At 61.0% G+C, this 12352-nt stretch carries 12 protein-coding genes; 11 read left to right on the top strand and 1 reads right to left on the bottom strand.

All coding sequences use genetic code 11. From position 1 onward, the window contains the following. From ACX3YD_RS14670 to ACX3YD_RS14620, 11 genes are all read left to right on the top strand, one after another. On the top strand, positions 1 to 566 hold a 566-nt coding region (locus ACX3YD_RS14670; protein WP_458960378.1), incomplete at its 5' end, for an NAD-dependent epimerase/dehydratase family protein. Then, complete coding sequence (gene arnD, locus ACX3YD_RS14665) at positions 566 to 1450, top strand: 4-deoxy-4-formamido-L-arabinose-phosphoundecaprenol deformylase (protein WP_458960377.1); 885 nt, start codon at positions 566 to 568, stop codon at positions 1448 to 1450. The genes ACX3YD_RS14670 and arnD, both read left to right, overlap by 1 nt. Beyond that, a complete protein-coding gene (gene arnT / locus ACX3YD_RS14660) occupies positions 1447 to 3096 on the top strand; it encodes a lipid IV(A) 4-amino-4-deoxy-L-arabinosyltransferase (RefSeq protein WP_458960376.1) in 1650 nt (549 codons plus the stop codon). Before arnD ends, arnT begins: the two co-directional genes overlap by 4 nt. Next, positions 3093 to 3437 (top strand): 4-amino-4-deoxy-L-arabinose-phosphoundecaprenol flippase subunit ArnE, encoded by a 345-nt coding sequence (gene arnE, locus ACX3YD_RS14655; protein WP_103403065.1) that lies wholly within the window; start codon positions 3093 to 3095, stop codon positions 3435 to 3437. Before arnT ends, arnE begins: the two co-directional genes overlap by 4 nt. Then, on the top strand, positions 3434 to 3835 hold the full coding sequence (gene arnF / locus ACX3YD_RS14650; protein ID WP_047529314.1) for a 4-amino-4-deoxy-L-arabinose-phosphoundecaprenol flippase subunit ArnF: 402 nt from the start codon (positions 3434 to 3436) through the stop codon (positions 3833 to 3835). Before arnE ends, arnF begins: the two co-directional genes overlap by 4 nt. Next, on the top strand, positions 3832 to 5217 hold the full coding sequence (locus ACX3YD_RS14645) for a UDP-glucose dehydrogenase family protein (protein WP_458960375.1): 1386 nt from the start codon (positions 3832 to 3834) through the stop codon (positions 5215 to 5217). The genes arnF and ACX3YD_RS14645 overlap by 4 nt, the downstream gene beginning before the upstream one ends. Beyond that, positions 5217 to 6800 (top strand): ArnT family glycosyltransferase, encoded by a 1584-nt coding sequence (locus ACX3YD_RS14640; protein ID WP_458960374.1) that lies wholly within the window; start codon positions 5217 to 5219, stop codon positions 6798 to 6800. Before ACX3YD_RS14645 ends, ACX3YD_RS14640 begins: the two co-directional genes overlap by 1 nt. A gap of 142 nt (positions 6801 to 6942) precedes the next feature. Beyond that, a complete protein-coding gene (locus tag ACX3YD_RS14635; protein WP_103403062.1) occupies positions 6943 to 8121 on the top strand; it encodes an MFS transporter in 1179 nt (392 codons plus the stop codon). Between the two features lie 160 nt (positions 8122 to 8281). Next, on the top strand, positions 8282 to 8989 hold the full coding sequence (locus ACX3YD_RS14630; protein ID WP_458960373.1) for an HPP family protein: 708 nt from the start codon (positions 8282 to 8284) through the stop codon (positions 8987 to 8989). Positions 8990 to 9149: 160 nt separating this feature from the next. Beyond that, positions 9150 to 10256, top strand: coding sequence for an enoyl-CoA hydratase/isomerase family protein (locus ACX3YD_RS14625; protein ID WP_458960372.1), 1107 nt, complete (start codon positions 9150 to 9152; stop codon positions 10254 to 10256). A gap of 3 nt (positions 10257 to 10259) precedes the next feature. Then, positions 10260 to 11411 (top strand): acyl-CoA dehydrogenase family protein, encoded by a 1152-nt coding sequence (locus ACX3YD_RS14620; protein WP_458960371.1) that lies wholly within the window; start codon positions 10260 to 10262, stop codon positions 11409 to 11411. 158 nt (positions 11412 to 11569) lie between these two features. On the opposite strand, the gene ACX3YD_RS14615 is transcribed toward ACX3YD_RS14620, so the two are convergent. Next, positions 11570 to 12343: an enoyl-CoA hydratase gene (locus tag ACX3YD_RS14615; protein ID WP_458960370.1), complete on the bottom strand. Its 774-nt coding sequence runs from the start codon at positions 12341 to 12343 to the stop codon at positions 11570 to 11572. Positions 12344 to 12352 lie beyond the last annotated feature (9 nt).

Here is a 12352-nt window from a genome sequence, read left to right as displayed (position 1 = left end):
TCATCTGGGCTTACGGCGCCAAAGGCCTGAATTTCACCCTGTTCCGTCCATTCAACTGGATGGGCCCGCGTCTGGACCGTCTGGATTCGGCACGTATCGGCAGCTCCCGCGCCATCACCCAGCTGATCCTCAACCTGGTGGAAGGTACGCCGATCCGCCTGTTCGACGGCGGCGAGCAGAAACGCTGCTTCACCGACATCGCCGACGGCGTCGAAGCGCTGGCGCGGATCATCGACAACGACAACGATGTCTGCAACGGTCAGATCATCAACATTGGCAACCCGGACAACGAAGCGAGCATCCGTCAACTGGGCGAAGAGCTGCTGCGTCAGTTCGAAGCTCACCCGCTGCGCGACAACTTCCCGCCTTTCGCCGGTTTCCGCGACGTGGAAAGCAAGGCGTTCTACGGTGCCGGTTACCAGGACGTGGAACACCGCAAGCCAAGCATCGCCAACGCCAAGCGCCTGTTGAACTGGGAGCCAACCGTGGAAATGCGCGAAACCATCGGCAACACCCTGGACTTCTTCCTGCGCGAAGCCATGCTCGAAATCGCGGACAAGCGCTGATGCAGGCAGGCCTACGCATCGATGTCGACACTTACCGAGGCACCCGTGAGGGGGTGCCCCGGCTGCTGGAAATGCTGGACGAGGCACAGGTCAAGGCGACGTTTTTCTTCAGCGTCGGCCCGGACAACATGGGGCGCCACTTGTGGCGCCTCATCCGTCCACAATTCCTCTGGAAAATGCTCCGCTCAAACGCGGCCGGCCTCTATGGCTGGGACATCCTGCTGGCCGGCACTGCATGGCCGGGCAAACCGATTGGTCGCGATCTCGGGCACCTGATGCGTCAAGCCCGTGACGCCGGCCATGAAGTCGGCCTGCATGCCTGGGATCACCATGGCTGGCAGGCCAATGCCGGACGCTGGAACGACGCGCAATTGATCGAGCAGATTCGTCGTGGCGTGGACACCCTCAGCGACATCCTCGGGGCAAAGATCGAATGTTCAGCCGCCGCCGGCTGGCGCGCGGATGAGCGCGTGATCGAGGCCAAGCAGCGCTTCGGCTTTCGCTATAACAGCGATTGTCGCGGTCAGAGTCTGTTCCAGCCGAAACTGGCCGATGGACGCCTGGGTGCGCCACAAATCCCCGTGGATCTGCCGACTTTCGACGAAGTGGTCGGTCCGAACGTCGCCGCCAAAGACTTCAACAGCTTTATCCTTGACCGGTTCACACCGGAAAAACTCAACGTCTACACGATACATGCCGAAGTAGAAGGGATTCTGATGGCCAATGATTTCCGCCAACTGCTGAGCGATGCGCGGCAGCGAGGCATTCACTTTCAACCCTTGGGCGACCTGCTGCCCAACACCCCTGACAGTTTGCCGACCGGTCGCGTGGTACGCGGCACACTCGAAGGTCGCGAAGGCTGGCTGGGAGTGCAAGGCGCATGAGCAAACGCTGGGCATTCCCGCTATTGCTGGCCCTTATGGCGCTGGCCTACCTGCTGCCTCTGGGAACCCACGGCCTGTGGATTCCCGATGAAACCCGCTACGCCCAGATCAGCCAGAACATGCTGCTGAGCGGCAACTGGGTGTCGCCGCATTTCATGGACGTGCGCTATTTCGAAAAACCGGTCGCCGGCTACTGGATGATTGCCATTGGCCAGGCGCTGTTCGGTCAAAACCTGTTCGGTGTGCGTTTCGCCTCGGCGCTGAGCACGGCCTTGAGCGTACTGCTGTGCTACCTGATCGCACGGCGGATGTGGAACGAGCCGCGCAAGAGTTTCGCCTGTGCGCTGCTGTACATGAGCCTCACGGTGATCGCCGCCCAGGCCGGATACGCCAACCTCGATCCGCAATTCACCTTCTGGGTCAACCTGAGCCTGGTTGCCTTGTGGTTTGCTGTCGATAGCGCGAGCCGCGGTCAACGTCTGATCGCCTGGGCAGTGCTGGGGCTGGCGTGTGGCATGGGTTTCATGACCAAGGGTTTTCTCGCCTGGCTGTTGCCGGTGCTGATCGCCCTGCCCTGGATGCTCTGGCAAAAGCGCTGGCGCGAGTTGCTGGTCTACGGCCCGGTGGCGATTGTCGTGGCCGTGGTGGTCAGCCTGCCGTGGGTCCTCGCGGTGCATGCCCAGGAGCCCGACTACTGGCGGTTCTTCTTCTGGCACGAGCATATCCGCCGCTTCGCCGGGGAAGATGCCCAGCATGATGCGCCGTGGTGGTATTACCTGCCGTTGCTGGTGGGGTTCAGCCTGCCGTGGGTGGCGTTGCTGCCGCCAGCGCTGAAACAGGCGTGGCAGACTCGTCGCCAGAGCAACATCGCGTTTCTGTTGCTGTGGCTGTGGATGCCGCTGATTTTCTTCAGCCTCAGTAAAGGCAAGCTGCCGGCTTACATCCTGCCGTGCCTGCTACCGTTGGCCCTGCTGCTGGGTCACACCCTGGCCGATCGCCTGAAACTGGAGCAAGGCCGGATCCTCGGTATCAACGGGATTCTCAACCTTGCGCTGGGTGTGATCACCCTGCTCGCCCTGGTCTACCTGCAGCTTAAAAAGCCGCTGTACGACCATGAACTGCACAACCTGGTGCTGGTGTTTATCGGTCTGATCGGCTGGATCATGGCCAACCTGCTGCAAGCCTTCAGGCCACTGCAATGCTGGGGGGCTCCGGCCTTTGGCAGCCTGCTGCTGATCGGCCTGCTGCCGGCCGGCCTGCCCAACTCGGTGGTTGCCAACAAGACGCCTGATCAGTTCATCCTCGATCACGCGCAGGAACTCGGCCAGAGCGCCAGGTTGCTGAGCAATGATCTGGGAGCGGCTTCGGCCCTGGCCTGGCGAACGAAGCGCCCGGACGTGTCTTTCTACAACACGGTCGGCGAATTGAAGTATGGCCTTGCCTACCCTGACTCGTTGAAGCAGCGCGTCAACTCCGATCAGATCCAGCAATGGATGCTCGAAGCCCGTCAACAAGGCCCGGTCGGCGTGGTGATGCGGGTCAAGGGTGACGACGAACTGCACGAGCTCGAACAATTGCCCAAGGAAGGCAAGCGTTATGAGCAAGGCAATCTGGTCATTTTGATTATTCCTCAGGCCGCGCCATGAGCCTGATGCTGCTGCTGCTCGCTTGCCTGCTGACATGCCTGGGCCAGGTGGCCCAGAAGTACGCCGTGGAAAGCTGGCGCGGACAACCCTCGAGCTGGGCGCAGAAACTGCGCTCGCCGTGGCTGTGGCTGGCGCTCGTCTCGCTCGGGCTGGGCTTGCTGGTCTGGTTGCTGGTGCTGCAGCGTCTCGAGGTGGGCATCGCCTACCCGATGTTGAGCCTCAATTTCGTGCTGATCACCCTGGTCGCACGCTTCGTTTTCCATGAAACCATCGACCGCCGTCACTGGCTGGGTGTAGCCCTGGTGATCGGTGGCGTGGCACTGCTGGGACAACACGCATGAACCCGCGTCGCGGAATCACCTTCGCCCTGGGCAGCGTGCTGTTGGTCAGTTCGGCGCAGTTGGGCATGCGCTGGAGCATGAGCCATCTGCCGTCGCCTGAACAATGGCTCAGCGCCCCGATCGACCTGGCAGCGGTCGCCGTGGTGCTGGCCGCCGTCCTTGCCTATGCCCTTTCAATGCTCAGTTGGCTCCTCGCCCTGCGTGACCTGCCCCTGGGCCGGGCCTACTCGCTGCTGAGCATCAGCTACGCGCTGGTGTACCTGTTGGCCGCCAGCCTGCCGCTGTTTCACGAAGATTTCAGCCTTTCAAAAAGCCTTGGCGTCGCCCTGGTCATCCTGGGTGTCATCACCATTAATTCTCGACCTGCAAGTGCGCCCGAACTTAGGAGTGCCTCATGAAAATCAGTGTGTTTGGTAGCGGTTATGTTGGCTTGGTGCAAGCCGCCGTCCTGGCGGAAGTTGGCCACGACGTGGTCTGCATGGATATTGACGAGAAAAAAGTCAAGTTGCTGCAGCAAGGTCATGTGAGCATTTTCGAGCCGGGGCTTGCCAGCCTGGTGCGCGAAGGCCTGGACGGCAAACGGTTGCAATTCACCAGCGATGAAAAATTCGCGGTACAGCACGGCCAGGTGTTGTTCATCGCGGTCGGCACACCGTCCCGCGAGGATGGCTCGGCGGATCTGCGTTACGTCTTGTCCGTGGGCGACGCCGTCGCGCGGCACCGCGAACAACCGCTGATTCTGGTGGAGAAATCCACTGTACCGGTCGGCACAGGCGATACCCTGCGTGCACACATCGAACAATGCCTGGCCAAGGACGGGCGTTCGCTGCAGTTCGATATCGTCTCCAACCCGGAGTTCTTGAAAGAAGGCTCGGCCGTGTCTGATTGCCGTCGTCCGGACCGCATCATCATCGGCTGCGAGCGCGATGAAGTGCGCGATGTGATGCGCGACCTGTATGCCCCTTTCAACCGCAACCATGACCGGGTCATGTTCATGGACCTGCGCAGCGCCGAGCTGACCAAGTACGCCGCCAACTGCATGCTGGCGACCAAGATCAGCTTCATCAACCAGATCGCCGAACTGGCCGAACACCTGGGTGCCGACATCGAATCGGTTCGACTGGGCATCGGCGCCGACTCCCGTATTGGCTACCACTTCATCTACCCGGGTTGCGGCTACGGCGGTTCGTGCTTCCCCAAAGACATGCGCGCCCTGATTCACAGTGCCGAAGAGGCCCACTGCTCCAACGATCTGTTGCAAGCGGTGGAAGCCATCAATGAACGGCAGAAACACAAGCTGTTCGAACGCATCAACGCGTTCTACAAGGGCGATCTGAAGGGCAAGACCTTTGCTCTCTGGGGCCTGGCATTCAAACCCAACACCGACGACATGCGTGATGCGCCGAGCCGGGTCCTGCTGGAATCGCTGTGGGCCGCTGGCGCCAATGTGCGTGCGTTCGACCCCGAAGCGATGCAGGAAACCCAGAAACTGTATCCCGATGAAGCGAAGCTGATGCTGATGGGCACGCCGGAATCGGTGCTGACCGGTGCCGATGCACTGATCATCTGCACCGAGTGGCAGCAATTCAAGGCACCGGATTTCGACCTGATCCGCCAGCGCCTCATTGCCCCGGTGATCTTCGATGGACGCAACCTGTACGACGCCGAACGCCTCTCCCGTGGCGGCTTCCTGTACTTCCCGATGGGCCGTGGCGAATCGCGCAAGTTGCCAATCCCGCATCAACAATGGCCGTCCGCCCCACTCGACGCCTCAGCGTAATGTCGCTGTCCATCCGCCAACAGTCCTGCGTCGTTGGACTGTTGGCCCTGCTGTTGTTCATCGCCGGGGCATACCAGCAAGCGCCAATCGGTTTCGATTCGCGCTTCGTGCTGTTTGCCCAGGAGATGCTGCGACACGGGCCGTCGTTTTTCCCTACCACCTATGGTCAGCCCTACGCTGACTACCTGGGGCTTTCAACGCTGTTCATCTGGCTGACGGCTCTGCCGTTCGGCCAGGTCACCAGCCTCAGTGCCTGGTTGCCAAGCGCCATCGCCGGGGCGGTCATCGTCACGCTGATGTACCGTCTGGTCGCACCGGTTTCCAGCCGATGGGCGTTGCTGAGCATCGCCCTGATGTTGCTGACCAACACCTTCATCACCGAAGCGCGCGCGGTTTCCCAGGACTTGATGCTCGCGGCGGTGGCATTTGCCGTGTTTTATCTGGGCTACGCCGCCGATCACTTTTCGGCACCCCGTCGATGGTTACTGATCTTCGCCTTGTTGCTGTTGGGTTTCGGCCTGCGCGGGCCGATCGGGCTGGTGATTCCCACCGGCATGCTGTGCAGCTACTTCCTGCTCAATCGTCAATGGCAGCGGTTTTTCGGCTTCGGCCTGACGGCCGCCGTGTTGCTGGTCCTGTGTGTCGGCGCGCTACTGTGGATGGCCAAGGCCAGTGGCGGGCCGGTCTTCATGCAGGACGTGATTCGCATGCAGTTCATGGGGCGCATGGACGGTAGAGAAGGCGTCAGCGGCTCGCTCTACTACTTCACCAGTTCGATGGGCAACTATGCGCTGGCCTATCCTCTGGCGCTGCTGGCATTGCTGGGACTGGCCCTGAACAAACCGCGCGACACCGGGCCGGCACTTCGATTGCTCCAGTATTGCGCCGCAGCCGGGTTGATCGTGATGCTCGGGCTTTCGATTCCCCTGGCAAAAAAAGCCCGCTACCTGCTGCCGATATTGCCCTTTGTGGCGATCATCGCAGCCTACCCCTTTGCCGTGGCCCAGGGTCGGGTGTTCAGTTGGCTACGCGGCTTGATGCAAGGTTTGTGGCTGCTGATGCCGGCGTTGTTTATCGGCGGACTGCTGGTGGCCCAGCGACGGTTTGATCAACACTTGCCCAACCTTGCTACGGTGCTGGTGATCCTGGGGGCGTTACAAGTGCTTGCACTCGCGATCCTTGCCAAACCGCACTGGCGCCCGCAGACCCTGGCCGTTTGTTCGGTCCTGGCGTTGTGGTCGGTATACATCCTGGTGTTTGAACCGCTCGAACGGCAGATGTACGACACCCGGACCTTCAGTCGTGCGGCCTTTGCACAGGTGCAAAAAGACCCGGCGCCACTGGTGCTGCATGCCCTGGGCAAGGACGCCAAGGCCATCAAGTTCATGGTCAATATCGAGCAGGACGTGCAACCGGTGTTCACCGAGTCGGCTCAAGAGCTGGACAGCCTTCAGGGGCCGTTGTGGTTGATGATGGACGCCAAGGACTACAACGCCCTGCACGGCACCCCCTTGGGCGCTTTGCCACCCGTACTGACCGGGCGTTTCGACAAGAACGACTTCGTTCTGCTGCATCGCCCCTGATAGAGGAACCGAAGTCACGGGGCGCTTTCGGATGGCCTTTCACCGCAAGCTGTTGAAGATCAAGCTTGTTCTTCAACAGCTTGCGGTGGCGTGTTAAACAGAAGGCTTACCGCAGCTGTTTTCGAATAAGGACATTCACCCCGTGGCCGCTTACTCCCTCGTTATCCGCCGGTTGCTGATCTGCTCGCTGACCATCGTCATCAGCCGGGCGATCACCAGCCCCATGCTCACGCTGTTCCTGAGCAACAAACTCGGCCTCAACCAACAGGACGTTGGCTTGCTGCTGGGCATCGCGGTGTTCATCGCAACCTTGCTCACGCTCTACGGCGGTTACATCATCGATCGCCTGGAAAAACGCCGTCTGCTGATCCTGACGATGCTATCCAGTGCCATCGGCCTGGTCCTGTTGACCCTGGCCGAAAACCTTTACCTGACCACTGTCATCCTGGTGGTCACCGAAACCGCTTCGGCGCTGTTCCTCATCGGTTCAAAGGCGATCCTCAGCGAAAACCTGCCGGTGGGCCAACGGGCCAAGGCGTTTTCCCTGAGCTACACCCTGACCAACATTGGCTACGCCATCGGCCCGATGCTCGGCGTGGTGATTGCCGGGATTTATCCGATCGCGCCGTTCCTGATCGCCGGCGCCATCGCCTTTTTCAGCATCTTTCTACTGACCGGCGTTGCCAGGGACCCGGCGCTGCCCCCTGTAATCGGACAGGCGCAGAGCTTCCTCAACACCCTGCTCACCCTGAAAAACGACCGCACCCTGATCATGTTCACCTGCGGTTGCCTGCTCAGTACGGTCGTGCACGGGCGCTTTACCTTTTATCTGTCGCAGTACCTGCTGGTCACCAGCGACGACCAGAACACCCTTAAAGTCATGGCGGCCCTGCTCGCCTGCAACGCCATCAGCGTGATCCTGTTGCAGTATCAGATCGGCCGTTTCCTCAAGCGCGAGCACTTGCGCCACTGGATCGTCGGCGGAACGGCCCTGTTCATCCTTGGGCTGATCGGCTTCAGCCTGGCCGACAGCCTGGTGGGCTGGTGCGTGGCGATGTTTATCTTCACCCTTGGCGAAATCATCATTTACCCGGCCGAGTTTCTTTTCGTCGACACCCTGGCGCCGGCTGAACTGCGTGGCAGCTATTACGGCGCACAAAATCTGGCCGCCCTGGGCGGTGCACTCAGCCCGGTGATTTGCGGCTTCCTGCTGATGCACACCCCGGCGCCCACCATGTTTTATGCCCTGAGTGTCCTCGCAGCCTTGGGCGGGGTGCTGTGCTTCATGAGCGGCCGTCGCGTGGTAATACATCAGAAATAATGAACTGAAGCTTCATTAATATGAATTTGTCAGCATCAGGAATCACCGGCACACTGTGCTCGTTCCTCCCCCAACAGTTGGAACAACTTCAAGGGCTTTCCGGGCTTCCCCCGGTAAGCCTTTTTTTTCCTCGATTTTGCTCAAGGGAACGCACTCCGCCATGCTCGCTCGCTGGTTACCTGCCGCCATCAACACCCGCCCCTCTGAATGGAGCCGCGCCGCCATCGGCATGGCCTTGGGCACCCTGCTCAGTGTCTGGCTGTGTGGGCAGGTATTCGGTATCGAGGTGGCACAACATCTGATCGGACCGTTAGGGGCGTCGGCGGTGTTGCTCTTTGCCGTATCCTCAGGGGCGCTGGCGCAACCGTGGTCGATTCTCGGCGGCTACTTCAGCGCCGCGGTGGTGGCGCTGTTGGTGGCGCACGTACTCGGTCGCACCTTGACCAGCGCCTGCCTGGCGGCCGGCATGGCCCTGGTCCTGATGTGCTGGCTGCGCTGCCTGCATCCACCGGCCGGCGCCCTCGCCTTGACACTGGTGCTGGCAGACCCGGCGACCATTGCCCTGGACTGGAAAGCCCTCGGCCCGGTGATGCTCGGCGCCTCGATCATGTTGTTCTGCGCCCTGGCCTACAACAACCTGACGCGCATCCGTTACCCCAAGCGTGCCAACGAACCGGTGGCCGTGGTGCCTGCCGATCATCCGCCAACTGATCGCCAGGCGATCACCGCCGAGGACCTGAAAAGAGCCCTCGCCGATATGGAGGCGTTCTTCGACGTCACGCCCGAAGACCTTGAACAATTGATTCATACCAGTGAGTTACACGCCAAACGTCGCAGTATTGGTGAAGTATTGAGCCGCAGCGCCTGAACACGTCGTTGTCGGCCACAGGCGTCGATGGTTGCCATGCAAAAATGCAGTAAGCACCTGCACATTTCCCGGTTGTACATCACAAATTTGCACTGTTACGATCCTGCATCGCTCGCGCGCGAGCTTCTCAATAAAGAACAATAAAAGCAGGGAGTTAGTGATGACTGCTCAGGTTTCTTCTCCGGGGACTCAGTCCATGGATGCCATGCAAAACGACGTGCTGGCCGAGGTTCGCAACCACATTGGTCACCTGACCCTCAACCGCCCCACCGGCCTCAATGCCCTCACACTGGACATGGTCCGCACCCTGCAGCGCCACCTCGATGCCTGGGCGCAGGATCCGCAGGTGCACGTGGTTGTCCTGCGCGGCGCCGGCGAGAAAGCCTTCTGTGCCGGCGGTGACATTCGTTCGCTCTACGACAGTTTCAAAAACGGCGACACCCTGCATCAAGACTTCTTCGTCGAGGAATACGCCCTTGACCTCGCGATCCACCATTACCGCAAACCGGTGCTGGCCCTGATGGACGGTTTTGTCCTCGGCGGTGGCATGGGCCTGGTGCAAGGTGCGGATTTGCGGGTGATCACCGAAAAAAGCCGCCTGGCCATGCCGGAAGTGGGCATTGGTTACTTTCCGGACGTCGGTGGCAGTTACTTTCTGCCGCGCATTCCCGGCGAACTGGGGATTTACCTGGGCGTCAGCGGCGTGCAGATCCGTGCGGCCGATGCGCTCTACTGTGGCCTCGCCGACTGGTATCTGGAGAGCAGCAAACTGGGCACGCTCGACGAAAAACTCGATCAACTGGAGTGGCGCGATACGCCACTGAAGGACCTTCAGGGCCTGCTGGCGAAACTCGCGGTGCAAAAGCTGCCCGACGCGCCGCTGGCGGCGTTGCGTCCGGCCATCGATCACTTCTTCGCCCTGCCTGATGTGCCGAGTATTGTTGAGCAACTGCGCGCCGTGACGGTCGCCGACAGCCATGAATGGGCCACGACCACCGCCGACCTGCTGGAAACCCGCTCTCCACTGGCCATGGGCGTGACCCTGGAGATGCTGCGGCGCGGTCGACGCCTGAGCCTGGAACAATGCTTCGCCCTGGAGCTGCACCTGGACCGCCAGTGGTTCGAGCGCGGCGACCTGATCGAAGGCGTGCGCGCCTTGCTGATCGACAAAGACAAACAACCACGCTGGAACCCGCCGACTTTGCAGGCGCTGGACGCCGGGCAGGTTGCGAGTTTCTTCCAGGGTTTCGATGAGAGCGGGAGCTGAGTCATGCACGATATCGAATTGAGTGAAGAGCAAGTGATGATCCGCGACATGGCCCGGGACTTCGCCCGTGGCGAAATCGCCCCCCACGCCCAGGCTTGGGAGAAAGCCGGCTGGATCGACGATGGCCTGGTGGCGAAGATGGGCGAACTGGGCCTGCTGGGCATGGTGGTGCCCGAGGAATGGGGCGGTACCTATGTCGACTACGTGGCCTACGCCCTGGCCGTGGAAGAAATCTCGGCCGGCGACGGCGCGACCGGCGCCTTCATGAGCATCCACAACTCGGTGGGCTGCGGGCCGGTGCTCAACTACGGCACTGAAGAACAAAAAAAGACCTGGCTCGCGGATCTGGCCAGCGGCCAGGCCATCGGCTGTTTCTGCCTGACCGAACCCCAGGCCGGCTCCGAAGCGCACAATTTGCGCACCCGCGCCGAACTGCGTGACGGTCAATGGGTGATCAATGGCGCCAAGCAGTTTGTCAGCAACGGCAAACGGGCAAAACTGGCGATCGTGTTCGCGGTGACCGACCCGGACCTGGGCAAACGCGGTATCTCGGCGTTTCTGGTGCCCACCGATACCGCAGGCTTCATCGTCGATCGCACGGAACACAAGATGGGCATTCGCGCCTCCGACACCTGCGCGGTCACCCTCAACGACTGCCGCATTCCAGAGGCCAACCTGCTCGGCGAACGCGGCAAGGGCCTGGCCATCGCCCTGTCCAACCTTGAAGGCGGACGCATCGGCATCGCCGCCCAAGCGCTGGGCATTGCCCGCGCGGCCTTTGAAGCGGCGCTGACCTACGCCCGCGAACGCGTACAGTTCGACAAGCCGATCATCGAGCACCAGAGCATCGCCAACCTGCTGGCCGACATGCACATGCAATTGAACGCCGCACGGTTGTTGATCCTGCACGCGGCGCGCCTGCGTACAGCCGGCAAACCCTGCCTGTCGGAGGCCTCGCAAGCCAAACTGTTCGCCTCGGAAATGGCCGAAAAGGTCTGCTCCTCAGCGATTCAGATTCACGGCGGCTATGGCTACCTGGAAGATTATCCGGTGGAGAAGTACTACCGGGACGCGCGAATCACACAGATCTATGAAGGATCGAGCGAGATTCAGCGGATGGTGATTGCACGGGAACTGAAGAACTACCTGGTGTGAGGCCCTGTAGGAGCGAGGTAGCTGAGCTGAGGGCGCCTCAAAAGCATCGCGGGCAAGCCCGCTCCCACAGGTTTTTCGGTGTGAAAAAAATCCGCAGCACACCCAAAACCTACTGTGGGAGCGGGCTTGCCCGCGATGGCGTCAGCAAAAACGCCGTATTACTTGCCGACGAACTGCGCCTCACGCTTGGCAATGAACGCGGCCATGCCTTCCTTCTGATCCTGCGTCGCAAACGCTGCGTGGAACACCCGACGCTCGAAACGCACGCCTTCCGACAGGCTCACCTCAAACGCACGGTTGACGCTCTCCTTGACCATCATGGCGATCGGCAGGGACTTCTTGGCGATCAGCGTCGCGACTTTCAGGGCTTCCTCCAGCAGTACATCGCTTGGCACGATCCGCGCCACGATTCCGCAACGCTCCGCCTCCACGGCATCGATCAAACGCCCGCTCAGGCACATTTCCATGGCCTTGGCCTTGCCCACGGCGCGGGTCAGGCGCTGGGTGCCGCCCATGCCTGGCAGCACGCCGAGGTTGATTTCCGGCTGACCGAACTTCGCGTTGTCGCCGGCCAGGATGAAATCGCACATCAGCGCCAGTTCACAGCCGCCGCCCAGGGCGAAACCGTTGACCGCCGCGATGATTGGCTTGCGACGGTTGGCCACGCGATCGCTGTCGCTGAACAGGTCATCGAGGTAAATCTGCGGGTAGGTCAGCTCGGACATTTCCTTGATGTCGGCACCGGCGGCAAAGGCTTTTTTCGAGCCGGTCAGCACGATGCAACCGATGTTCGAATCGGCTTCCAGGCCATCGAGGGCGTGGTTCAGTTCGCCGATGATTTGCGAGTTCAGGGCGTTCAACGCTTGCGGGCGGTTCAAGGTAATGAGGCCTACACGGCCATGGGTTTCCAGCAGAATCGTTTCGTAGCTCACAGATGGACT

The sequence above is a fragment of the Pseudomonas fluorescens group sp. PF-1 genome (assembly GCF_054481335.1).
Note: the sequence above shows the minus strand (reverse complement) of the source record. Positions and strands in the feature narration are given on the sequence as shown.